This window comes from Mycobacterium sp. NGS33, from assembly GCF_059812885.1.
Genome location: NZ_JCALDN010000004.1, coordinates 1 through 23,982, shown reverse-complemented (window position 1 = coordinate 23,982; position 23,982 = coordinate 1). Strand labels below are relative to the sequence as shown.

22 protein-coding genes are annotated in these 23,982 nt (G+C 70.3%); 15 read left to right on the top strand and 7 right to left on the bottom strand.

Annotated features, from left to right (window positions below; all coding sequences use genetic code 11):
- Window positions 1–56: 56 nt before the first annotated feature.
- Complete coding sequence (nicT, locus tag AC5Y5B_RS10285) at window positions 57–1,169, bottom strand: Nickel transporter NicT (protein WP_112632942.1); 1,113 nt, start codon at window positions 1,167–1,169, stop codon at window positions 57–59.
- Between the two features lie 159 nt (window positions 1,170–1,328).
- On the opposite strand from nicT, the gene AC5Y5B_RS10280 reads away from it, so the two are divergent.
- Complete coding sequence (locus AC5Y5B_RS10280) at window positions 1,329–1,820, top strand: Fur family transcriptional regulator (RefSeq protein ID WP_500005295.1); 492 nt, start codon at window positions 1,329–1,331, stop codon at window positions 1,818–1,820.
- Between the two features lie 2 nt (window positions 1,821–1,822).
- Here AC5Y5B_RS10280 and mtr read toward each other — a convergent pair whose 3' ends face one another.
- Window positions 1,823–3,202, bottom strand: a complete 1,380-nt coding sequence (gene mtr, locus AC5Y5B_RS10275; protein ID WP_500005294.1) for a mycothione reductase — start codon at window positions 3,200–3,202, stop codon at window positions 1,823–1,825.
- 4 nt (window positions 3,203–3,206) lie between these two features.
- Complete coding sequence (locus tag AC5Y5B_RS10270) at window positions 3,207–4,211, bottom strand: alpha/beta hydrolase (protein WP_500005389.1); 1,005 nt, start codon at window positions 4,209–4,211, stop codon at window positions 3,207–3,209.
- Between the two features lie 159 nt (window positions 4,212–4,370).
- On the opposite strand from AC5Y5B_RS10270, the gene mqo reads away from it, so the two are divergent.
- The 8 genes from mqo (at window position 4,371) to AC5Y5B_RS10230 (ending at window position 14,949) form a co-directional block, all read left to right on the top strand.
- Entirely contained in the window at window positions 4,371–5,909 is a 1,539-nt protein-coding gene (gene mqo, locus AC5Y5B_RS10265; RefSeq protein ID WP_500005293.1) for a malate dehydrogenase (quinone), read from the top strand.
- On the top strand, window positions 5,906–6,376 hold the full coding sequence (locus tag AC5Y5B_RS10260) for a GNAT family N-acetyltransferase (RefSeq protein WP_112632938.1): 471 nt from the start codon (window positions 5,906–5,908) through the stop codon (window positions 6,374–6,376). Before mqo ends, AC5Y5B_RS10260 begins: the two co-directional genes overlap by 4 nt.
- Complete coding sequence (locus AC5Y5B_RS10255) at window positions 6,373–8,214, top strand: magnesium chelatase subunit D family protein (RefSeq protein ID WP_500005292.1); 1,842 nt, start codon at window positions 6,373–6,375, stop codon at window positions 8,212–8,214. Before AC5Y5B_RS10260 ends, AC5Y5B_RS10255 begins: the two co-directional genes overlap by 4 nt.
- A 19-nt stretch (window positions 8,215–8,233) precedes the next feature.
- Complete coding sequence (gene cobO, locus AC5Y5B_RS10250) at window positions 8,234–8,848, top strand: cob(I)yrinic acid a,c-diamide adenosyltransferase (RefSeq protein WP_112635654.1); 615 nt, start codon at window positions 8,234–8,236, stop codon at window positions 8,846–8,848.
- Complete coding sequence (locus AC5Y5B_RS10245) at window positions 8,845–10,245, top strand: cobyrinic acid a,c-diamide synthase CobB (protein WP_500005291.1); 1,401 nt, start codon at window positions 8,845–8,847, stop codon at window positions 10,243–10,245. Before cobO ends, AC5Y5B_RS10245 begins: the two co-directional genes overlap by 4 nt.
- 9 nt (window positions 10,246–10,254) lie before the next feature.
- Complete coding sequence (cobA, locus tag AC5Y5B_RS10240) at window positions 10,255–11,460, top strand: uroporphyrinogen-III C-methyltransferase (RefSeq protein WP_500005290.1); 1,206 nt, start codon at window positions 10,255–10,257, stop codon at window positions 11,458–11,460.
- Between the two features lie 33 nt (window positions 11,461–11,493).
- Window positions 11,494–13,101 (top strand): MFS transporter, encoded by a 1,608-nt coding sequence (locus tag AC5Y5B_RS10235; RefSeq protein ID WP_112635648.1) that lies wholly within the window; start codon window positions 11,494–11,496, stop codon window positions 13,099–13,101.
- 90 nt (window positions 13,102–13,191) lie between these two features.
- A complete protein-coding gene (locus AC5Y5B_RS10230; protein ID WP_112635646.1) occupies window positions 13,192–14,949 on the top strand; it encodes a proline--tRNA ligase in 1,758 nt (585 codons plus the stop codon).
- On the opposite strand, the gene AC5Y5B_RS10225 is transcribed toward AC5Y5B_RS10230, so the two are convergent.
- Together AC5Y5B_RS10225 and AC5Y5B_RS10220 are read right to left on the bottom strand one after the other, a co-directional pair.
- The gene (locus AC5Y5B_RS10225; protein WP_112635644.1) at window positions 14,946–15,392 is read right to left on the bottom strand and encodes a ferritin-like domain-containing protein; all 447 of its coding nucleotides are present in this window, start codon (window positions 15,390–15,392) and stop codon (window positions 14,946–14,948) included. The two genes, AC5Y5B_RS10230 and AC5Y5B_RS10225, sit on opposite strands and share 4 nt — an antisense overlap.
- A complete protein-coding gene (locus AC5Y5B_RS10220; protein WP_289176356.1) occupies window positions 15,389–15,919 on the bottom strand; it encodes a hypothetical protein in 531 nt (176 codons plus the stop codon). The genes AC5Y5B_RS10225 and AC5Y5B_RS10220 overlap by 4 nt, the downstream gene beginning before the upstream one ends.
- A gap of 226 nt (window positions 15,920–16,145) precedes the next feature.
- Here AC5Y5B_RS10220 and rimP point away from each other — a divergent pair, with 226 nt between their 5' ends.
- From rimP to AC5Y5B_RS10190, 6 genes are all read left to right on the top strand, one after another.
- Entirely contained in the window at window positions 16,146–16,679 is a 534-nt protein-coding gene (gene rimP / locus AC5Y5B_RS10215) for a ribosome maturation factor RimP (protein WP_289176355.1), read from the top strand.
- Window positions 16,679–17,734 carry a transcription termination factor NusA gene (nusA, locus tag AC5Y5B_RS10210; protein ID WP_289176354.1) on the top strand — a complete coding sequence of 352 codons (1,056 nt, stop codon included), beginning with the start codon at window positions 16,679–16,681 and terminating at the stop codon, window positions 17,732–17,734. The genes rimP and nusA overlap by 1 nt, the downstream gene beginning before the upstream one ends.
- Window positions 17,735–17,898: 164 nt before the next feature.
- Window positions 17,899–18,174: a YlxR family protein gene (locus tag AC5Y5B_RS10205; RefSeq protein ID WP_500005289.1), complete on the top strand. Its 276-nt coding sequence runs from the start codon at window positions 17,899–17,901 to the stop codon at window positions 18,172–18,174.
- Window positions 18,175–18,259: 85 nt separating this feature from the next.
- Window positions 18,260–21,043, top strand: coding sequence for a translation initiation factor IF-2 (gene infB / locus AC5Y5B_RS10200; RefSeq protein WP_500005288.1), 2,784 nt, complete (start codon window positions 18,260–18,262; stop codon window positions 21,041–21,043).
- A gap of 64 nt (window positions 21,044–21,107) precedes the next feature.
- Window positions 21,108–21,596: a 30S ribosome-binding factor RbfA gene (gene rbfA / locus AC5Y5B_RS10195; RefSeq protein WP_112633736.1), complete on the top strand. Its 489-nt coding sequence runs from the start codon at window positions 21,108–21,110 to the stop codon at window positions 21,594–21,596.
- A complete protein-coding gene (locus tag AC5Y5B_RS10190; protein WP_500005287.1) occupies window positions 21,571–22,578 on the top strand; it encodes a DHH family phosphoesterase in 1,008 nt (335 codons plus the stop codon). The genes rbfA and AC5Y5B_RS10190 overlap by 26 nt, the downstream gene beginning before the upstream one ends.
- An 18-nt stretch (window positions 22,579–22,596) precedes the next feature.
- Here AC5Y5B_RS10190 and AC5Y5B_RS10185 read toward each other — a convergent pair whose 3' ends face one another.
- Together AC5Y5B_RS10185 and AC5Y5B_RS10180 are read right to left on the bottom strand one after the other, a co-directional pair.
- Window positions 22,597–23,178, bottom strand: a complete 582-nt coding sequence (locus AC5Y5B_RS10185; RefSeq protein ID WP_500005286.1) for a hypothetical protein — start codon at window positions 23,176–23,178, stop codon at window positions 22,597–22,599.
- A 58-nt stretch (window positions 23,179–23,236) separates the two neighbouring features.
- The coding region (locus tag AC5Y5B_RS10180) for an enoyl-CoA hydratase (protein WP_500005285.1) at window positions 23,237–23,982 on the bottom strand (746 nt) is incomplete at its 5' end.

Sequence of the window (23,982 nt, the reverse complement as noted above, 5' to 3'; positions counted from 1 at the left end):
CCCATGAGCACTGTTCTACACCCGAACGGCGCTTGGCGGTCAGGCTCTTGGTCGACTCACGAGGTCCACTTCTCTTCGATGCGCCCGTAGCGCCACACGAGGAGGGCCACCGCCCAGGTGGCGACGAACATGGCGACGACGGCGTAGCCGATCGCGTTGAGGTCCAGCCCGCCGATCCAGCTCCAGAACGCGCCCCGCCAACCGAACTGGTCGGCGAACAGGACCAGCAGTTCGACGCTGCCGATCAGCAGCGCCACGGCCACCGACAGCGCGGTGATCGTGATGTTGTAGTAGATCTTGCGCACCGGGTTGGAAAAGGCCCAGCCGTAGGCGAAATTCATGAACGAGCCGTCGATGGTGTCCAGCAGGCACATGCCCGCGGTGAACAGGACCGGCAGGCACATGACGGCGTACCAGGGCAGCCCGGCCGCGGCGCTGGTGCCGGCCAGCACCAGAAGCGCGATCTCGGTGGCGGTGTCGAAACCGAGCCCGAACAACAGCCCGACGGGATAACAGTGCCAGGACTTGGTGATCGACGCGGTGAAGCGGCCGAGCAACCGGTTCATCAGTCCACGGTTGCCCAGTTGCCGCTCCAGTTCGGCGGCGTCGGTGTCGGGATCGTATTCGCCCCGGCGCAGTCGGGTGGACACCCGCAGGATCCCGACCAGGACGACGAGGTTGAGCAGGGCGATGGCGTAGAGGAACAGTCCGGAGACGCTGGTGCCGATGAGGCCGGTGTAGTGGTGCAGCGCCGAGGAGTCGTCCTCGACCGGGCCGACGACCGTCTTCACCCCGCACGCCAGCAGCAGAGCCAGCCCGAACACCACGGTGGAGTGGCCCAGGGAGAAGAAGAAGCCCACCGCCAGCGGGCGCTGGCCGGAGTTCATCAGCTTGCGGGTGGTGTTGTCGATGGCGGCGATATGGTCGGCGTCGAACGCGTGCCGCATGCCCAGGGTGTAGGCCGTCAATCCGATGCCGACGCCAAATGCCTTGCCGCCCAAGCTGTATTGGGCGGGCGCCACCAGGAGGACCATGGTGAGCCAACCGAGCAGGTGCAGCGCGACGATCACCGCCAGCATCGCCGCCAGGCGCCACCACTCCGCCCGCGTCAGGGCGCCGAGAAGCCTGCTCGCCCGTGACGGCTGCCAGTCGATCTCGGTGCTCGCCACGGGGGTCCTTCCGGCGCGTCCTTGCGGTAGGGGACTGAGAACCACCGGCACGACTGTAAGTACCACGCGTCGCCAGATGCAAGTGAGTCGCAGGAATTCGCGAGGCCTCGATCGCGCCGGGGACTGGCGATTCCGCCGCGTCGGCGCGACACTGAACCCGTGGCGTCCACGCCGTCGGTACTGGATGCGTCGGTCACCGAGAGGATCGGCGATTTCCTGCGCGCCCGGGGGCTGCGGCGGATGGCCTCGCGGATCCAGGTCCTGGCGGTGCTGGAACCCGTCAACGGGCACCTGCCGGTCGCCGAGATCCACCGGCGGATGCGTGAGTGCCTGCCGCCGGGCACCCACGCGCCCGACGTGGCGACCGTCTACCGCACGGTGACCACTCTGGTGGAGCAGGGGGTGCTGCACGCGTTGGCGCTCGACGGCGGTGTGACGACCTACGGGCTGGCCACCGCGCCGCACCATCACGCGGTTTGTACCCACTGCGGCACCATCATCGAGGTGCCCGCCCGCCAGCTGAGTTCGGCCCTCGAGCACGCGATGGAGGGCAGTTCCTTCGCGCTGTCGGACGCGGCGGGGCTGACGCTGCACGGCCTGTGCCCGCAGTGTCAGGACGACCAGGCCGACCCGCGGCCGCGTCGACGCTGAGGTCAGCGCAGACCCAGTAGCGCGTTCTCCACCACCTCGGGCAGCGCCGGGTGGATCCAGTACTGCCCGCGGGCCATCTCCGGTGCGGTGAGGCCGAAGCTCATCGCCTGGACCAGCGGCTGGATGATCGACGATGCCTGCGTGCCCATGATGTGCGCGCCCAGCAGCCGCCCGGTGCCGCGCTCGGCGATGAGCTTGACGATCCCGGTGGTGTCCTCCGACGCCCAGCCGTAGGCGACGTCGGCGTAGTCCTGAATCTTGGTCGAGATCTTGAAACCCTGTGCGATGGCTTCGTTTTCGGTCAACCCGACGTAGGCGATCTGCGGATCGGTGAACACCGCCGACGGCACGTAACGGTGGTCCGTGAGGGCCATCGCGTCGGTGTCGTCCCAGTCGCAGAGCAGGTTGTGCTGTACGACGCGCGCCTCGTGGTTGGCGACGTGCTTGAGCTGATACGGCGAGGACACGTCGCCGAGGGCGAAAACCCCGCGCGCCGTGGTGCGCTGGTAGCAGTCGACGGCCACCAAACCGTCCTCGACGGCGACGCCGGCCTGCTCGAGGTCGAGTTGGTCGGCGTTGGACACCCGCCCGGTCGCCACCAGCAGCGCGTCGGCGTGCACGGTGTGACCGTCGTCGAGTTCCACCGCGACGCCCGAGCCCCGGTTCTCGGCGCCCACGACGTTGCGGTGGGTGTGTAGCTCCCATTTGCTCGACGCGATGCGGGTGAAGCGTTTGCACACGACGTCGTCGCAATGCCGCAGCAAGGCGGAGCCGCGGACCACCAGGGTGACCCGCGAGCCGAGCGAGGAGAAGATGTGGGCGAATTCGGCTGCCACGAAACCGCCCCCGACGATCACCAGATGCTCTGGCAGCTCGGAGAGTCGCATGATCGTGTCGCTGGTGTGGTAGCGGGCGCCGCACTCGAGGATCGCCGGGGGGACCACGGCCCGTGCCCCGGCCGCGATCACCACCTGGTCGGCCGCGAATTCGTCGCCGGCATCGGTGCGCAACAGGTAGCGTCCGTCCGGCTGCACCGCACCGAATCGGGTGTGCTGCTTGTAGACGTCGATGTTGGGTGAGGCGCACCGGTAATCCTCACCGCTGACCCCGATCGGGTCGATGCGCCCGAAGACCCGCGAGACGATGTCGTCCCAGCGCACCCGGTCGATGCGTGCGTCGATGCCGAAGCGCGCCGCGTCCCGGATCGTCTGGGCGACCTCGGCGGCGTAGACGAACATCTTCGTCGGGATGCACCCGACGTTCAGGCAGGTGCCACCGAAGGTGCCCTCTTCGCAGATCGCCACCCGCTGGTCGGCGAATCGGTCATCGAGAATGCTGTTGCCCGAACCGGTTCCGATGATCGCGATGTCGTAAGTCTCCAAGCCGTCACCCCTTTCGCAACGATGCCGAGGCGTCGTTGTCGGTGCGCAGGTAGCCCTCGAGCCAGAGGTCCAGTTCCCGATAGGCGACTTCGCGCGGGCCCTGCAGGGACAAGAACACGTCGTGTTTGGCGTCGGGCACCGGGACGACGGTGGTGCGGTTGCCGACACAGCCGGCCCAGCGGGCGATCTGGGTGACGTCGAGGACCGCGTCGCCGCGCTGCATGGCCGCCGAATCGGTGCTCTCGCGCACGCTGTGATCCGAGCGCAGGATCAGGTTCGGCACGCCGACGTCCAGGCCGCGATGCAGCCGGGCCTGGCCGCGGCGGATGGCGTGCAGCCAGCCGAAGGTGATGGGGAAGCCGCCGACCGGTTTCCACTGCAGGTCGTAGTCGAATTCCCCGCCGTAGTCGCGGTGCAAGGTGGTGCCGTAACCACCCTCGCCCGGTGCCCGGGCCACCCCCTTGGATCGCACCCGGGACAGGCCCGCGATCAGCGCCACCGTCACGGAGTGCCGCAGAATGGGCGGCCCGGGCAGCTCCAAGAACGGGCTGTTGAGCACCAAGCCGCGAACGGCCCCGTGGGCGGCCGGGTTTCGCCGGCGCAGCCGGTCCAGCCACAGCGACGCGATCAGCCCGCCCGCGGAATGCGCGTACACCAGCACCCGGCCGTGTGCCGCGACCGCGGACAGCGCCCGATCGAGTTCGGTCTCGTAGTTGGTGAGGTCGGTGATGAAGTGCGGCGTCTGGCCGTCGCGCCGCGACCGCCCGCACTTGTGCAGGTCCAGTGCGTAGAACGTGAAGCCACGGGCGGCGAAATGATCGGCAAGTTCGGTGTGGAAGAAGTAGTCGGTGTAGCCGTGCACCGCGAGCACCGCCTGCCCCGTCTCGCCGCCGGACTGCCGGGGCTCGGGTCCGCGCCGGATCAGGGTCGCGACGATGTCGCCCTCGCCGGCCGGATCGGGGCCAAGGGCGAGGCTGCGCTGCCAGTAACCGGGAAGGACATCGGGCACCCAGTCGGTCGCGTCGCCGGTCGCCCTGCCAGTCACCCCGCCTTTCACCAAGCCAGCTTAGAGCTTTTGCTGGCGGCCGGGCGCCGCACGTCGTTCGCGGCCACTTTGCGTCGGGATAACCTGAGGATCGGCCCAGTCGAGGGAAGGACCAGCACGCCGGTGTCATCGCTAGCCACAACCACACGGACGGACGTCGTGTTGGTGGGCGCGGGCATCATGAGCGCGACGCTGGCGGCGTTGCTGCGCCGGCTGCAGCCGGACTGGTCGATGACCTTCGTCGAGCGTCTGGACGCCGTGGCCGCCGAGAGCAGCAGCCCCTGGAACAACGCCGGCACCGGGCATTCGGCGCTGTGCGAGCTGAACTACACACCGCAACGCGCCGACGGCTCGATCGACATCAGCAAAGCGGTGCGCATCAACGAGCAGTTCCAGGTGACCCGCCAGTTCTGGGCCTACGCCGTCGAGAACGGCATCCTGACCGATCGCGGATTCGTCACCGCCGTCCCGCACGCGAGCTTCGTGCGCGGGGCTGCGCGCGTCGACTATCTACGGCGACGGCAACGGGCGCTGGCGGCCAACCCACTGTTCGCCGGCATCGAATTGATCGAGGACGCGGCCGAGTTCGCCCGCCGGTTGCCTTTCATGGCCGCCGGGCGCGACTTCTCCGAACCGACGGCGCTCAACTGGGCCGCCCACGGCACCGACGTCGACTTCGGGGCCCTGACACGACAACTCGTCGGGTTTTGCGTGCGCGGCGGCGCGACCGCCCTGTTCGGTCACGAGGTCCGCAACCTGTCCCGCCAGTCCGACGGCACCTGGACGCTGCTGGTCCGCAACCGGCGCACCGGCGAAAAGCGCCGGCTGAACGCCAAATTCGTCTTCGTCGGGGCCGGCGGTGACGCACTGCCGCTGTTGCAGAAGTCCGGCATCGACGAGGTGAAGGGCTACGCGGGATTCCCGATCGGTGGCCGGTTCCTGCGCGCGGGCAACCCGGCGCTGACCGCCGCGCACCGCGCCAAGGTCTACGGCGCACCCGCGCCCGGCGCCCCGCCCCTGGGTGCGCTGCATCTGGATCTGCGTTATGTCAACGGCAAACCGTGGCTGGTGTTCGGCCCGTATGCCGGCTGGTCGCCGAAGTTCTTGAAACACGGCCACTTCACCGATCTGGCCCGCTCGGTGAAGCCGGACAACCTGGCCTCCCTGGTCGGTGTCGGCATCACGCAGCTGGCGCTGCTCAGGTATTTGCTCGGCCAGCTGCGGTTGTCGACGCCGGATCGGCTGCGCATGCTGCGCGAATTCGCGCCCCGCGCAACGGGTTCGGATTGGGAGCCGACGGTGGCCGGCCAGCGGGTACAGGTGATCCGGCGGGACAGGCGCAAGGGTGGGGTGCTCGATTTCGACACCACGGTGGTGGGCGCCGCCGACGGAAGCATCGCGGGTCTGCTCGGCGGTTCTCCCGGGGCGTCGACCGCGGTGCCGATCATGCTCGGGGTGCTGGAACGCTGCTTCGCCAACCGATTTCCGTCGTGGCTGCCCGCGCTCAAAGAGATGGTCCCGTCGCTGGGGGCGACGCTGTCGGACGAGCCGGCGCTCTACGACGAAGTCTTTTCCTGGGGAACGAAGGTTTTGGGGTTGAGCGATGCGGGGGGACCGCCCGCTTGCGGGGGACGAAGCGATGAGGAGGAGCGGCGCCAGTGACAGAAGCACTGCGACGTATTTGGGCCAAAGACCTTGACGCTCAAACACTCTACGAGCTGCTCAAGCTGAGGGTGGAGGTGTTCGTCGTCGAACAGGCGATCCCGTATCCGGAACTGGACGGGCGCGACCTGCTGGCCGAAACACGGCACTTCTGGCTGGAAACGACTGGGGGCGAGGTGATCTCCACGCTGCGGCTGATGGAGGAACACGCCGGGGGCGAGAAGGCGTTCCGGATCGGGCGGCTGTGCACCAAACGCGCCGCGCGCGGTCAGGGCCACACCACCCGGCTGCTGCGCGCGGCGCTGGCCGAGGTGGGTGATTACCCGTGCCGGATCAATGCGCAGACGTATCTGGCGGAGATGTACGCCCAGCACGGATTCGTGCGTGACGGCGACGATTTCCTCGACGACGGCGTTCCGCACGTGCCCATGTTGCGGCCCGGTTCCGGATTGGCGGTCACGCCGTGAAGCCCTACCCGTTCAGCGCGATCGTCGGCCACGATCAGCTGCGCCTGGCCCTGTTGCTGTGCGCCGTGCGCCCCGAGATCGGCGGCGCGCTGATCCGTGGCGAGAAGGGCACCGCCAAGTCGACGGCCGTGCGCGGCCTCGCGGCATTGCTGTCCGAGGCCACCGGCAGCGACGCCGGCCTGGTCGAAATGCCGCTCGGGGCAACCGAAGACCGGGTGATCGGCTCGCTGGACCTGCAGCGGGTGCTGCGCGACGGGGAGCACGCGTTCTCGCCGGGCCTGCTGGCCCGCGCGCACGGCGGGGTGCTCTACGTCGACGAGGTCAACCTGCTGCACGACCACCTCGTCGACGTTCTGCTCGACGCCGCGGCGATGGGCCGGGTGCACATCGAACGCGACGGCATCTCGCACTCGCACGAGGCCCGCTTCGTGTTGATCGGCACGATGAATCCCGAGGAGGGCGAACTGCGTCCGCAGCTGCTGGACCGGTTCGGGCTCACCGTCGACGTGCACGCCTCCCGCGACGTCGACGTGCGGGTGCAGGTCATCCGGCAGCGGATGGCGTATGAGGCCGACCCGGAGGGTTTCGCCGAGCGCTACGCCGACGCCGACGCCGAGCTGGCCCGGCGCATCGCCGCCGCGCGTGCCCTCGTCGACGATGTGGTGTTGCCCGACAACGAATTACGGCGCATTGCCGCCTTGTGCGCGGCGTTCGACGTCGACGGGATGCGCGCCGACCTGGTGGTGGCCCGCACCGCCGTCGCGCATGCCGCGTGGCGCGGCGCGGACACCGTCGGGGAAGAGGACATCCGGGTGGCCGCCGAACTGGCATTGCCGCATCGCCGCCGCCGCGACCCGTTCGACGATCCGGGCATCGATCGCGACCAGCTGGACGAGGCCCTGGCGCGTGCCGGTGCCGACCCCGACCCCGACCCCGACCCGCCCGGCGGCGGTGCATCCACCGAGGCCGAACATGATGCGCCGCAACAGAACCCAGCGCAAAAAGGCAAGCCGCAGGCGCCGACGACCAGGCCCAGCGCGCCGCCATCGGCGACGTTTCGCACCCGCGCGCTGCGGGTTCCCGGTGTCGGGGAGGGCGCACCCGGGCGGCGGTCCCGGGCCCGCAACTCCAGCGGCACCGTCATCGCCGCCGCCGACGCGGACGACGCCAGCTGCGGCGGACACGGCCTGCACCTTTTCGCCACGCTGCTGTCGGCCGCCGGACGCGCCGGCGCCGGCCCGTTGCGGCCGCGGCCCGACGATGTGCGGCGCGCCGTGCGCGAGGGCCGCGAGGGCAACCTGGTGATCTTCGTGGTGGACGCGTCGGGTTCGATGGCCGCCCGCGACCGCATGGCCGCGGTCGGCGGCGCCACTCTGTCGCTGCTGCGCGACGCCTATCAGCGTCGCGACAAGGTCGCCGTGATCACGTTCCGCCAGTCCGGGGCGCGGCTGTTGTTGCCACCGACGTCTTCGGCACACATCGCCGGGCGGCGACTGGCCCGGTTCGACACCGGCGGCAAGACCCCGCTGGCCGAGGGCCTGCTGGCCGCGCGGGAGCTCATCGTGCGCGAGAAGGCCCGCGACCGGGCGCGGCGACCCCTGGTGGTGGTGTTGACCGACGGCCGGGCCACGGCCGGGCCGGACCCGTTGGGCCGCACCCGAATCGCGGCCGCACGGCTGGCCGCCGAGGGCGTCGCCGCGGTGGTGGTCGACTGCGAGACGTCTTTTGTGCGGCTGGGCCTGGCCGGGCAACTGGCCGGCCAACTCGGCGCGCCGGTTATCCGGCTCGAGCAGCTGCACGCCGATTCCCTGACGCGCGCGGTGCGCGACGCGGCCTGAGCGAAAGGGCTAAGCGCCTATGCCACAAGGTGTTCCACCGCAGGTTCCCGACGACGGCCTGACCACGCGGGCGCGGCGGCACACGCCCGTGCTGGCGGTGCACACCGGCGCCGGCAAGGGAAAGTCCACGGCCGCGTTCGGAATGGCGTTGCGGGCCTGGAACGCCGGGTTGTCCGTCGCGGTGTTCCAGTTCGTCAAGAGCGCCAAGTGGAAGGTGGGCGAGGAAGCGGTCTTCACTCGGCTGGGCCAGCTGCACGAGCAGCACCGGATCGGTGCGCCGGTGGAATGGCACAAGATGGGCGCGGGGTGGTCCTGGACCCGCAAGGCGGGTAGCGAGGTGGACCACGCGGCGGCGGCCGCCGACGGCTGGGCGGAGATCGCGCGCCGCCTGGCCGACGGGCGGCACGACTTCTACGTGCTGGACGAGTTCACCTATCCGCTGAAGTGGGGCTGGGTGGACGTCGAGGAGGTGGTGCGGGCGCTCGCGGCGCGGCCCGGTCATCAGCACGTGGTCGTCACCGGACGCGACGCCCCGCAACGCCTGATCGACGCGGCCGACCTGGTGACCGAGATGGTCAAGGTCAAGCACCCGATGGACGCCGGGCGCAAGGGGCAGAAGGGCATCGAGTGGTGAGCGTTCCCGCGGTGGTCATCGCCGCCCCCGCGTCGGGCAGCGGAAAGACCACGCTGGCAACGGGTTTGATCGGCGCCCTGCGGCAGGCGGGCCACGCGTTGGCGCCGTTCAAGGTCGGCCCGGACTTCATCGATCCCGGCTACCACGGCCTTGCCGCCGGCCGGCCGGGCCGCAACCTCGATCCGGTGTTGGTGGGGGATCACCTGATCGGCCCGCTGTACGCCCACGGCGCGCGTGGCGCGGACATCGCCGTGGTCGAAGGGGTGATGGGGCTGTTCGACGGCCGGATCGGGTCCACCACCACCGCTGCCGCGGCCGGTTCGACGGCGCAGGTGGCCGGCCTGCTGGGCGCGCCCGTCGTCCTGGTCGTCGACGCGCGCGGGCAGAGCCAGAGCATCGCCGCACTGCTGCATGGCTTTTCCACCTTCGACCCCGCGACCCGCGTCGCCGGGGTGATCCTGAACCGGGTCGGATCGGCCCGCCACGAGCAGGCGCTGCGGGAGGCCTGCGAGCACGCCGGTGTCCCGGTGCTGGGTGCCGTTCCGCGGGTGGCCGAATTGGAACTGCCGACAAGGTATTTGGGGTTGGTCACCGCCGTGGAATACGGGCAGCGGGCGCGGTCGGCGGTGGAGGCGATGACCGCCTTGGTCGCTCGCCACGTCGACCTGGCGGCGATCGTGGCCCTCGCCGCAAGCCGGGCGGCGGCGCCGCCGTGGGATCCCGCCGTGGCGGTGGGGGAGGCGACCGCGGGCAGGGCCACCGTCGCGATGGCGGCCGGCAAGGCATTCAGTTTCGGCTACGCAGAACACGCGGAGCTGCTGGCGGCCGCCGGCGCCGACGTCGTCGAATTCGATCCGCTGCTCGACGCATTGCCCGATGGCACCGATGCGGTGTTGCTGCCCGGCGGTTTTCCCGAACAGTTCACCGCGGAGCTCTCGGCCAACGACGTCGTGCGCCGGCAGATCAAAGAGTTGGCCGCCGCCGGGGCGCCGATACACGCCGAGTGCGCCGGCCTGATCTATCTGATCTCCGAGCTCGACGGGCATCCGATGTGCGATGTGCTGGCGGGACGCGCGCGATTCACGTCGCACCTCACCCTGGCGTATCGCGATGCCGTGGCCGTGGCGGATTCGTCGTTGTACCCCGCGGGCCGGCGGGCGGTGGGACACGAATTCCACCGCACCACAGTCACTTTCACCGACGATTACCAGCCCGCCTGGATGTACCGGGTCGACGGGGCGGCCCACGGTGGCGCCGCCGTGCGCGACGGCGCCGTGCACGCCGGCGTGCACGCGTCGTACCTGCACACCCATCCGGCGGCCGCGCCGGAGTCGGTGGCGCGCTTCGTCGCGCACGCCGGCGCCCGGCGAGCCGGCGCCAAGACCGGCACCTACTAGGCTTGCTGGGTGACCGAGAGCGCCTACCTTGTTGGGCTGCGGCTGACCGGCAAGAAGGTCGTCGTGGTCGGCGGCGGCACCGTTGCCCAGCGCCGGTTGCCCCTGCTCATCACCAGCGGCGCCGACGTCCATGTCATCGCCCGCAGCGCCACCCGGTCGGTCGAGGCGATGACGGGAATCACCCTGGCACTGCGCGAATACCGCGACGGCGACCTCGACGGAGCCTGGTACGCGATCGCGGCCACCGACGACCCGCGCGTGAACGAGGCCGTCGTCGCCGAGGCCGAACGCCACCGCATCTTCTGCGTGCGCGCCGACGTCGCCGTCGAGGGGACCGCCGTCACCCCAGCGTCTTTCGACTACGCGGGGCTGTCGGTCGGGGTGCTCGCCGGTGGCGAGCACCGCCGGTCGGCGGCGATCCGCTCGGCCATTCGCGAGGCCCTGCAGACCGGCCTCATCAGGCCTGACAGCCCGGTGGGTTCCGACGTCGTCAAGGGCGGCGTCGCGCTCGTCGGCGGCGGCCCGGGCGACCCCGAACTCATCACCGTGCGCGGCCGGCGCCTGCTGGCCCAGGCCGACGTGGTGGTGGCCGACCGGCTGGCGCCACCGGAACTGCTCGCCGAACTGCCCCCGCACGTCGAAGTCATCGACGCCGCCAAGATCCCGTACGGGCGGGCGATGGCGCAGGACGCGATCAACGACGTGATGATCGAGCGCGCCCGCGCCGGCAGCTTCGTGGTGCGCCTCAAGGGCGGGGACCCGTTCGTGTTCGCCCGCGGTTACGAAGAAGTGCTGGCGTGCGCCGAGGCCGGGATTCCGGTGACCGTGGTGCCGGGTGTGACGAGCGCCATAGGAGTGCCCGCGTTGGCGGGCGTTCCCGTCACTCATCGGGCGATAAATCACGAGTTCGTGGTGGTCAGCGGGCATCTCCCACCCGGCCATCCCGAATCGTTAGTGAATTGGGATGCGTTGGCCGCACTGTCGGGCACGATCGTTTTGCTGATGGCCGTCGAGCGCATCGAACTTTTCGCCGACGCGCTTCTCAAAGGCGGTCGACCTGCGGATACCCCGGTTCTGGTCGTTCAACATGGAACGACCGCCGCCCAGCACACTTTGCGGGCTACCCTGGCCGACACGCCCGAAAAGATTCGCGCCGACGGTATCCGACCTCCCGCGATCATCGTGATCGGGGCCGTGGCGGCTTTCGGGCTTTAAACGGTTCTTAAGATTACTGTAAGGTAACCCTTTATGACGGCTCTCAACGATGCAGAGCGCGCGGTGCAACATCTTGCCTCGGCGCGCCCCGATCGTCCGGCCCCGGTGCGCTCCGCGGAGACCTCCGCGAAGGCCCCGGCGGAGACCGCCTCAACGCGCATCCGTAAGTACTATCCGGCGTGGCTGCCCTCGCGGCGCTTCATCGCCGCGGTCATCGCCATCGGCGGCATGCAGCTGCTCGCGACCATGGACAGCACCGTCGCCATCGTCGCTCTGCCCAAGATCCAAAACGAGCTGAGCCTGTCCGACGCCGGCCGCAGCTGGGTGATCACCGCCTATGTGCTGACGTTCGGGGGACTGATGCTGCTCGGCGGTCGCCTCGGCGACACCATCGGGCGCAAGCGGACCTTCATCGTCGGTGTCGCGCTGTTCACCATCTCCTCCGTGCTGTGCGCGGTCGCCTGGGACGAGGCGACCATGGTCATCGCGCGGCTGTCGCAGGGCGTCGGTTCCGCCATCGCCTCGCCGACCGGCCTGGCGCTGGTGGCGACCACCTTCCCCAAGGGCCCGGCCCGCAACTTCGCGACCGCGGTGTTCGCCGCGATGACGGCCGTCGGGTCGGTGATGGGCCTGGTGGTCGGCGGCGCGCTCACCGAGGTGTCGTGGCGGCTGGCGTTCCTGGTGAACGTGCCGATCGGCCTGGTGATGATGTACCTGGCCCGCACCGCGCTGCGGGAGACCAACCGCGAGCGGATGAAGCTCGACGCCACCGGCGCCATCCTGGCCACCTTGGCCTGCACCGCGGCCGTGTTCGCCTTCTCGATGGGGCCGGAAAAGGGCTGGATGTCGATCACCACCGTCGGCTCGGGCGTGGTGGCGTTGGGCGCCGCGCTGGCCTTCGTCATCGTGGAGCGCACCGCCGAGAACCCCGTCGTTCCGTTCGGCCTGTTCCGTGACCGCAACCGGCTGGTCACCTTCACCGCCATCTTCCTGGCCGGCGGGCTGATGTTCAGCCTGACCGTGTGCATCGGCCTGTACGTGCAGGACATCCTCGGTTACAGCGCGCTGCGCGCGGGAGTCGGCTTCATCCCGTTCGTCATCGCGATGGGCATCGGCCTCGGCGTTTCCTCGCAGCTGGTGTCCCGGTTCTCCCCGCGGGTGCTGACCATCGGCGGCGGGATCTTGCTGTTCTGGGCGATGCTGTTCGGCTGGGCGTTCATGCACCGCGGGGCCGCGTACTTCCCCAACCTGGTGTTGCCCATCGTGGTCGGCGGAATCGGCATCGGCATGGCTGTTGTTCCCCTCACGCTGTCGGCCATCGCCGGCGTGGGCTTCGACCAGATCGGCCCGGTATCGGCGGTCACGCTGATGCTGCAGAGCCTGGGTGGGCCGCTGGTGCTGGCAGTCGTCCAGGCGGTGATCACCTCGCGGACGCTGTATATGGGCGGCACCACCGGCCCGGTCAAGTTCATGAACGACGCGCAGTTGGCCGCGCTGGACAACGGCTACACCTACGGGCTGCTCTGGCTGGCCGGGGTGGCCGTCATCGTCGGCGCCGCCGCGTTGCTGATCGGTTACACCCCCGACCAGGTGGCGCACGCCCAAGAGGTCAAGGAAGCGATGGACGCCGGCGAGCTGTAGCTCACCGCTGCGCCGCCTCGCCGTCGAAAGGGCGGTGGCCTGCCGCGCCCAACTTCGTTGCGTTCGCCGTCACCGCTAGGCTGGCCCGCTGTGATCACCCGGATGTCCCAGTTGTTTTTGCGCACCTTGCGCGACGATCCCGCCGACGCCGAAGTCGCCAGCCACAAGCTGCTGATCCGGGCCGGCTACATCCGGCCCGTGGCGCCGGGGCTGTACAGCTGGCTGCCGCTGGGATTGCGGGTGCTGCGCCGCATCGAGCGCATCGTCCGCGACGAGATGAATGCCATTGGCGGGCAAGAGATCTTGTTCCCCGCCCTGCTGCCCCGCGCGCCGTACGAGACGACGAACCGGTGGACCGAATACGGCGACTCGGTGTTTCGGCTGCAGGACCGCCGCGGCAACGACTACCTGCTGGGCCCCACCCACGAAGAGCTGTTCACCCTGACCGTCAAGGGCGAATACAGCTCATACAAAGACTTTCCGGTCCTGCTCTATCAGATCCAGAACAAGTACCGCGACGAGGCGCGGCCGCGGGCCGGCATCCTGCGGGTGCGGGAGTTCCTGATGAAGGACTCCTATTCGTTCGACATCGACGACGCCGGACTCAAGGCCGCCTACCACGCGCACCGGGAGGCCTATCAGCGCATCTTCGCGCGCCTTCAGGTGCGCTACGTCATCGTCTCCGCGGTATCGGGCGCCATGGGCGGCAGCGCGTCCGAGGAGTTCCTGGCCGAAAGCGCGGTCGGCGAGGACACCTTCGTGCGCTGCCTGGAATCCGGCTACGCCGCCAACGTCGAGGCCGTCGTCACCGCCAAGCCGGAGCCGCCGCCGGCTGAAGTGGTGGCCGGGCTGCCCGAGGCGGTGGTGCACGACACCGGCGACACCCCGACCATCGCCACGCTGGTGGACTGGGCGAATCAGGCGGATCTGGGCTGGGCCGTCACCGCCGCTGACACGTTGAAGAACGTGCTGCTCAAGGTCCGCCAGCCCGGCGGCGACTGGGAGCTGCTGGCCATCGGGGTGCCGGGCGACCGCGAGGTCGACGACAAACGGCTGGGCGCGGCGCTGGAACCGGCCGAATACGCGTTGCTCGACGACGCCGACTTCGCCAAGTATCCGTTCCTGGTGAAGGGATACATCGGTCCGAAAGCCTTGCAGGACAACGGTGTTCGCTACCTGGTCGACCCGCGCGTGGTGGACGGCACCAGCTGGATCACCGGGGCCGACGAGCCCGGGCGCCACGTCGTCGGGCTGGTCGCCGGCCGCGACTTCACCGCCGACGGCACCATCGAGGCCGCCGAGGTGCGCGACGGTGACCCCTCACCGGACGGCGCGGGTCCGCTGGTCTCGGCGCGCGGCATCGAGGTGGCACACATCTTTCAGCTCGGCCGCAAATACACCGACGCCTTCACCGCCGACGTGCTCGGCGAGGACGGCAAGCCGGTCCGGCTGACCATGGGCTCCTACGGCCTGGGGGTGTCGCGGATGGTGGCCGTCATCGCCGAGCAGCACCACGACGAACTGGGCCTGCGCTGGCCGTCGGCGGTCGCCCCGTTCGACGTCCATCTGGTGATCGCCAACAAAGACGCCCAGGCCCGCACCGGCGCCACCGACCTGGCCGACGAGCTGGACCGGCTGGGCGTCGAGGTGCTGCTCGACGACCGCCAGGCCTCACCCGGGGTGAAGTTCAAGGACGCCGAACTGCTCGGCGTGCCCTGGATCGTCGTGGTCGGACGGGGCTGGGCGGACGGCGTGGTCGAGCTGCGCGACCGCTTCGGCGGCCACACCCGCGAACTGGCCACCGGCCCGTCGCTGGCCACCGACATCGCGGCGGCCCTGGCCGGCTAGTCGTTGCCGCCCGGGAAGCTGGTCGTGATGGGCCAGGCGCCCAGCACGCGGCTCCAGCGCGCCCCCATCACGGCGCTCTGCACCAGGGCCGTCGCGGCGAACGCGCGGTCGGCACCGGTCTCGGCGTGCTCGGCGACGACGCGCCACGCCCCCGCGCCGTCGTTCTCCATCCGCGCGGCCAGGCGCGCGGCGTCGGCCGGGCCGCCGACCACCATCGGCAGCTGGTAGCCCGCCGCGGCGACGGGAACGGTCACCTTGCGGGCATTGAGCATCGCGATGACGTCGTCGCGGCGCTGGCGATGTTGCGCGAGGGCCTCCACCACCATGTCGTTCACGCTGGGCGGCGACAGCGCGGACACGATGCCGTAGCCGTAGATCGTCGAGTGCTCGATGGCCAGCGCGTCGCACAGCGCCGCGTTGTCGGCGTCCTTGCCAGAGGTCATATCGACGGACCCCCTGGCACCAGCGCGACCAGGTACGAGGCCGTGCAGGAGGCGGCGATCGAGGCCAGCAACCCGGCCCGATAGCCCGACTCGGTGCCCACCAGCCGGCTCGCGCTGTCGGCCGAGGCGCGCAGCGCGTTGATCACGTCGGACACCGGCGGCGGAGGCGGTGGCGGCCCGGCCGGCTGGGCCTGGCTCGGGCTGGGCGGCTCGCTCGAGGACGACGGGGCGAGCTTGCCGGCCGCCCGCGAGATCTCCGCGGACAGCGCGCGGGCATGCGCGGCGCGCTGGCTCGCGACCACGGTCAGCGCGGCGGCGACCTGAGGCGGGTTCCCGACGGCCGCGGCGGCGGCGCCCGCCAGCGCGCTGTCGTGGCGCGCCTGATCCAGCGGCCCCAGCAATTGCTCGACCGGCGGGGGTTTGGGCGCTGACTTGCCGCAGGCGGACACCACCGCCCCGAGCGCAGCCAACGCCGCACCACCGGCGAGCACATCTCGCCTGTTGACGAACGGAACTGCGCTAGGCACAAGGACATCCTGCCATCGGCGCGCAGCCGGGCAAGATGCCAGGACGCGATCACGCCGTCAACCGCGATTCCTGGCGTATCGTGGATAGCTGGTTCTCGCAGAGGGCGGCCACTGACAGCAACGGTCAGCGCGACGTTCCTCCGCCGGGACACCGGAAGACGCCCGCGAAGCCATCGGGGCGCGACATCCGCCAGATGACCGGACAACTCAAGATGAGGAGCTCGCCGTGACCACCGGGCTACCGTCGCAGACGCAGGTGATCGAGCTACTCGGTGGAGAGTTTGCGCGCGCGGGCTTCGAAATCGAAGACGTGGTCATCGACGCCCGGACCCGCCCCCCGCGAATCATGGTGATCGCCGACGGCGACAACGGCCTGGATCTGGACACCGCGGCCGCGCTGTCCCGCTCGGCGTCGACACTGCTCGACGGCCTGGACACCATCGGCGACCGGTACGTGCTCGAGGTCTCCTCGCCCGGCGTGGACCGCCCGCTGACCAGCGCGAAGCACTTCCGTCGCGCCCGCGGGCGCAAGGTCGACGTCGCCCTGGCCGACGGATCGACGCTGACCGGGCGGGTCGGGGAGACCCGCGATGACGCGGTCGCACTGGTGGTCCGCGCGGGCCGGGATCTGACGGTGCGCGAGATCCCCCTCGGCGACATCGTCAAAGCTGTTGTCCAAGTGGAGTTTTCGCCCCCTAACCAAGCGGAGCTGGAACTGGCGAGTACGGGTCAGGCGGACAGGACGGAGGAGCGGCGCTGATGAACATCGACATGGCCGCGCTGCATGCCATCGAGGTGGATCGGGGCATCTCGGTCAACGAACTCCTCGAGACGATCAAGTCGGCGCTGCTCACCGCCTACCGGCACACCGAAGGCCACCAGAACGACGCCCGGATCGAGATCGACCGCAAGACCGGTGTCGTCAAGGTGATGGCCCGGGAGACCGACGAAGACGACAACGTCATCAGCGAATGGGACGACACCCCCGAGGGTTTCGGCCGCATCGCCGCCACCACCGCCCGCCAGGTCATGCTGCAGCGCTTCCGGGACGCCGAGAACGAGCGGACCTACGGCGAGTTCTCCACCCGCGAGGGCGAGATCGTCGCCGGCGTCATCCAGCGCGACAGCCGGGCCAACGCGCGCGGGCTGGTGGTGGTCCGGATGGGCACCGAGACCAAGGCCTCCGAAGGCGTGATCCCGGCCGCCGAGCAGGTCCCCGGGGAAAGCTACGAGCACGGCAACCGGGTGCGCTGCTATGTGATCGGGGTGACCCGCGGGGCCCGGGAGCCGCTGATCACCCTGTCGCGGACCCACCCCAACCTGGTCCGCAAGTTGTTCTCGCTGGAGGTCCCCGAGATCGCCGACGGGTCGGTCGAGATCGTGGCCGTGGCACGGGAGGCCGGCCATCGGTCCAAGATCGCGGTGAAGTCCAACCTGCCCGGCCTGAACGCCAAGGGCGCCTGCATCGGTCCCATGGGGCAGCGGGTCCGCAACGTGATGAGCGAGCTGTCCGGCGAGAAGATCGACATCATCGACTACGACGAGGACCCGGCGCGGTTCGTCGCCAACGCGTTGTCGCCGGCCAAGGTGGTGTCGGTGTCGATCATCGACCAGGCCGCCCGCGCCGCCCGGGTGGTGGTGCCCGACTTCCAGCTGTCCCTGGCCATCGGCAAGGAAGGCCAGAACGCCCGGCTGGCCGCCCGGCTCACCGGGTGGCGCATCGACATCCGCGGCGACTCGCCCGGCGGGTCGGGCGGGCATCCGGAGAGCCCGTCCGAACACGGGGCCGCCCACGGAATGGCCCACGACCGCTAGCGGCCGGCCGGGTCGCGCCGGCGCATTCTCGGGCGGTTCTGACCATCGATTCGGTGACGCTAGACTGAGCCGTGATCCAGCGCGAACTTTCGGCTCCCGAAGCCAAGTCGCATCGTCATGCGGGAGGACCCGTACGGACGTGCGTCGGGTGCCGGAAGCGAGAGTTGGCCGTCGAGCTGCTTCGAGTGGTGGCTGTGCCGAACGGGAACGGTGAATTCGCCGTGATCGTTGACACAGGCAAGAGCCTGCCGGGGCGGGGTGCATGGCTGCATCCCGAGCCGCAGTGCGCGCAACAGGCAATCCGGCGGCGGGCTTTCACCAAAGCGCTGCGCATCACCGGTTCACCGGACACATCCGCGGTGGTCGAGCACGTAGAGTTCCTCAGTGCGCCCGATCGCCCGGCAACAGAACAGGTAGCAAAGAACATGAGCACACCGTGAAGTCCCGATGACTCGCATACCTATGCGTTACAGCTAATTCCCGAGGCGCGGCCCCACGACTGTCGCCTCATAGACAGGAGATGTAGTGGCAGGTAAGGCCCGCGTACACGAGTTGGCTAAGGAACTCGGTGTCACCAGCAAGGAAGTCCTCGCCCGACTGAATGATCAGGGCGAATTCGTTAAATCAGCATCGTCGACGGTAGAAGCTCCGGTGGCTCGCCGGCTGCGCGAGTCCTTCGGCGGCGGCAAGGCCGCCGAGAAGGCACCCGCGAAGGCCGCCGCACAGGGTGGGGCCAAGGCGCCCGCCGCCAAGGTCCCCGACACGTCGCTCGACAAGGCCCTCGACAGCGCCATCGGCGCCGCGGGCGGCAACGGCGAAGCGACCGCGACACCCGCGGCTCCCGCCGCCCCCCAGGCCTCCGCGGCGGCGCCCGCCGAGGCGCCGGCCCGTCCGGGCCCGGCCCCGGCGCGGCCGTCCGCCCCGGCTCCGGGACAGCCCAAACCGCCCGCACCCGGGCAGGCACCCGGCCAGGCGCCGCGCCCCGGCGTGACGCCGGGCCCGCGTCCGGGCCCGATGCCCAAGCCCCGCGCCCCCCGCGTCGGCAACAACCCGTTCTCGTCGGCGCAGCCCGTCGACCGGCCCATCCCGCGCCCGCAGGCGCCGCGCCCCGGAGCGCCCCGGCCGGGCGCGCCCCGGCCCGGCGGCGCGTCGCCGGGCAACATGCCGCCCCGGCCCGCCGGTGCCGGCGGACCGGGCCGCCCGGCCCGTCCCGGCGCCCCGCGTCCCGGGGGTGGCCGTCCCGGTGGTCCCGGCGGTCGTGACGGCGGCGGCGGCAACTACCGCGGCGGCGGTGGCGGCGGAGTCGGCGCCCCGCCCGGCGGTGGCGGCGGCGGTTTCCGTGGCCGTCCCGGTGGCGGTGGCGGCGGTGGGCGTCCCGGCCAGCGCGGCGGCGCGGCCGGCGCGTTCGGCCGTCCCGGCGGTGCGCCGCGACGCGGCCGCAAGTCGAAGCGGGCGAAACGCGCCGAATACGAGAACATGCAGGCGCCCGTCGTCGGCGGCGTGCGGTTGCCGCACGGCAACGGCGAGACGATCCGGCTGGCCCGCGGCGCCTCGCTGTCCGACTTCGCCGACAAGATCAACGCCAACCCGGCCTCGCTGGTGCAGGCGCTGTTCAACCTGGGCGAGATGGTCACGGCCACCCAGTCGGTCGGCGACGAGACGCTCGAGCTGCTGGGCAGCGAGATGAATTACGTCGTGCAGGTCGTCAGCCCCGAGGACGAGGACCGCGAGCTGCTGGAGTCCTTTGACCTGAGCTACGGCGAGGACGAGGGCGGCGAGGAAGACCTGCAGACCCGGCCGCCGGTGGTGACCGTCATGGGTCACGTCGACCACGGTAAGACCCGACTGCTGGACACGATCCGCAACGCCAGCGTCCGCGAGGCCGAGGCCGGCGGCATCACCCAGCACATCGGTGCCTACCAGGTGACCGTCGAACACGACGGTGTCGAGCGGCCGATCACGTTCATCGATACCCCGGGTCACGAGGCGTTCACCGCCATGCGTGCCCGCGGCGCCAAGGCCACCGACATCGCCATCCTGGTGGTGGCGGCCGACGACGGCGTCATGCCGCAGACGGTGGAAGCCATCAACCACGCCCAGGCGGCCGACGTGCCGATTGTGGTGGCGGTCAACAAGATTGACGTCGAGGGCGCCGACCCGGCCAAGATCCGCGGGCAGCTCACCGAATACGGTTTGGTGGCAGAGGATTTCGGCGGCGACACCATGTTCGTCGACATCTCCGCCAAGCAGGGCACCAACATCGAGGCCCTGCTCGAGGCGGTGCTGCTGACCGCCGACGCCGCCCTGGACCTGCGGGCCAACCCCGACATGGAGGCGCAGGGTGTGGCGATCGAGGCGCACCTGGACCGCGGTCGCGGGCCGGTCGCCACGGTCCTGGTGCAGCGCGGCACGCTGCGGGTCGGCGACTCGGTGGTGGCCGGCGACGCCTACGGCCGCGTTCGCCGCATGGTCGACGAGCACGGCGACGACGTCGAAGAGGCGCTGCCGTCGCGGCCGGTGCAGGTCATCGGTTTCACCTCGGTGCCCGGCGCCGGGGACAACCTGCTGGTCGTCGACGAGGACCGCATCGCCCGTCAGATCGCCGACAAGCGCAGCGCCCGCAAGCGCAACGCGCTGGCGGCGCGTTCCCGCAAGCGGATCAGCCTGGAGGACCTGGACTCGGCGCTGAAGGAAACCAGCCAGCTGAACCTGATCCTCAAGGGCGACAACGCCGGTACGGTCGAGGCGCTGGAAGAGGCCCTGATGGGCATCCAGATCGACGACGAGGTGGCGCTGCGCGTCATCGACCGCGGTGTCGGTGGCATCACCGAGACCAACGTCAACCTGGCGTCGGCCTCGGATGCGGTGATCATCGGCTTCAACGTGCGCGCCGAGGGCAAGGCCACCGAGCTGGCCAACCGCGAGGGCGTGGAGATCCGCTACTACTCGGTGATCTACCAGGCGATCGACGAGATCGAGAAGGCCCTGCGCGGCATGCTCAAGCCGATCTACGAGGAGAACACGTTGGGCCGCGCCGAGATCCGGGCGATCTTCCGGTCCTCCAAGGTCGGCATCATCGCCGGCTGCATGATCAGCAGCGGCATCGTGCGCCGCAACGCCAAGGCGCGGTTGCTGCGAGACAACATCGTGGTCACCGACAACCTGTCGATCAGCTCGCTGCGACGGGAGAAGGACGACGTGACCGAGGTCCGCGAGGGCTTCGAGTGCGGTATGACGCTGGGGTATTCCGACCTCAAAGAAGGCGACATCATCGAGTCCTACGAGCTGGTCCAGAAGGAGCGGACCTGACCACCGCCGACGACACGTAACGACGACGCAGAACGAAGTGATGAGGAGAAGGCGGTGAATCCGAATGGCTGACCCGGCCCGGGCGCGCCGTCTGGCCAAGCGAATCAACACCATCGTCGCCTCGGCGATCGAGTTCGAGATCAAGGATCCCGGGCTCGAGGGGGTCACCATCGTCGACGCGAAGGTGACCGCCGACCTGCACGACGCGACGGTGTTCTACACGGTGATGGGACGCACGCTGGACGACGAGCCGGACTACGGGGCCGCCGCGGCCGCCCTGGAACGGGCCAAGGGCGCGCTGCGCACCAAGGTCGGGGCCGGCACCGGCGTGCGTTTCACGCCCACCCTCACCTTCACCCGCGACACCACGTCGGACAACGTGCAGCGGATGGAGGAACTGCTGGCGCGTGCCCGCGCCGCGGACGCTGATCTGGCGCGGGTTCGTTCGGGCGCCAAGCCGGCTGGGGAGGCCGATCCATACCGGGATAGCGGATCGGGCGGCGAGCCCGGCCTCGACGGGAGCATCGGTGACGACGACCAACGCGAATACTGAGCTGGGCGGCCCCCGGGTGGGGGCACGCGTCGACGCCGCGGGGGCGGTCGAGTTGCTGTCGGACGCCGACAGCGTCGCGGTGATCGCACACGTGCATCCCGACGCCGACACCCTCGGCGCCGGCCTGGCGCTGGGGCTGGTGCTGGACAAGTGCGGCAAGCGGGTCGAGGTCAGTTTCGCCGAGCCGGCCGGACTGCCCGAGTCGCTGGCGTCGCTGCCCGGCTGCCGGCTGCTGGTCGATCCCGGCGAGATGCGCCGCGACGTCGATCTGGTTGTCACCGTTGACGTTCCGAGCGTCAAGCGGCTGGGCGCGCTGGGCGACTTGGCCGTCGAGGGCGACGAGGTCCTGGTCATCGACCATCACGCCTCCAACGACGTGTTCGGCACCGCCAATTTCGTTGACGTGTCGGCCGATTCGACCACCATGATGATCGCCGACATCCTCGACGCCTGGGGCAAGCCCATCGATTCCGACGTCGCGCACTGCATCTACGCCGGACTGACGACGGACACCGGGTCGTTCCGCTGGGCCAGCGCCCGCGCCCTGCGGCTGGCGGCCCGGCTGGTCGACGGGGGCGTGGACAACGCCGCGATCAGCCGGACCCTGATGGACAGCCACCCGTTCGGATGGCTGCCGCTGCTGTCGCGGGTGCTGGGCTCCGCCCAGCTGCTGCCCGACGCCGCGGGCGGCCGCGGACTGGTGTATGCCGTTGTGGGCAACCAGGATTGGGTGAGCTCGCGGCCGGAGGAAGTCGAAAGCATCGTCGACATCGTGCGGACCACGCAGCAGGCCGAGGTGGCCGCGGTGTTCAAGGAGATCGCGCCGCAGCAGTGGTCGGTGTCCATGCGGGCCAAGGCCGCGGTGGACCTGGCGTCGGTGGCATCCGGGTTCGGCGGCGGGGGGCACCGGCTGGCGGCCGGCTACTCGACCACCGGCTCGATCGAGGACGCGGTGGCGTCGCTGCGCACCGCCCTGGACTAGGTCCGGACTAGCCCGGGACTAGAACGCCCAGCTTCCCGAGCGCTGCACCACGAATCCGTGGTCGCCGCTGGTGGTGTCCAGGCAGGCGACGAGGTTGTCGGCCCCCACCGCGCAGGTGACGTTGAGATAGGTCAACTTCTGGCCCGCCCCCAGCGATTTGCCGCCGGTGGGTAGCGGGGCCGGGTTGCCGTCGCATCCGGCGTAGGACATGCGGCTCAGCTGGTAGCCGGGCCCCTTGAAGTCCACCGAACCCACCATGCAGTCCCCGGGTCGCGGACGGCCACCGGGAAAGGGGACGTCGTCCATCCCCGGCATGTCGCCCTTGCACTTGATGTCCTGCGACGGTTGCGGCACCGGCGGCGGGCCGCCGTAGAAGTCACACACCAGGGCGGAGCCGGTGGAGAAGCTGACCCGCGGCGCGCCGCCCGGCGCGCCGGCGCCGAGATAGCCGTCGGACGGCACCGGGGTGAAGGAGTCGAGGTTGGGGAATCCCGGCGGCGGCTGCGCGCCCGCGGGCGGCGCGGACACCGCGATCGCCGACGCCGCGGCCAGCGCCAGGCCGCCGAGCACCCGCACGGTGACACCGACGACCGCATGCATCAGTTGATCGTATGGCGTGGGCCCGGCCGGTGGGAACGGGCCGCCGCAGATCGCGAGGTCAGCGCACCTGCGAACGGCCGCGCGCCAGCACGGCCTCCCGGTTGGCGGCGATGTCGTCGCCGCTGGTCCGGAACTGGCGGGCCGCCGCCGCCTCCTGCCACAGCCCGGCGCTGGTCTGCGCGTCGTCGATGCGGTGATACGACGCGAGCAGCGCCCGCACCGCGTCCTGGTTGTTCCCGACGATCGACGCCGCCACCGCGCGGGCGGCGGCCAGCAGCCGGTCGTGCGGCACCACCTCGGTCACCAGTCCGGCGCGCAGCGCGTCGCTGGCGGACAGGTAGTCGCCGGTCATGCTCATCCGCCGGGCCAGCCCGATTCCCGCCTTCTGCGGCAACCGCACGCTCAGACCCCAGGTGGGCAGCAGCCCCACCCGGGCGTGGGTGTCGGCGAATCGGGCGTTCTCCGAGGCGATCAGGATGTCGCAGTACAGCGCCAGCTCCAGTCCGCCGGTCACCGCGGCGCCGTTGATCGCGCCGATCACCGGCTTGGTCAGCGCCGGCCAGCGCGGCGAGATGTCCGGCAGCGCGGAGGAGCCCCCCAGCTCCTTGAGATCCAGCCCCGCACAGAACACCGGGTCGGCGCCGGTGACGATGATGACGTCGACGTCGTCGTCGGTTTCGGCGTCGGCCAGCGCCGAGAAGAAGCGGTCCCGCAGCGCCGAGGACAGCGCGTTGCGCGACTGTGGTCGGTTGAGGGTCAGGGTGCGCACTCGCTCGTCGGTGTCGATCAGCAGGATCTCGTCGG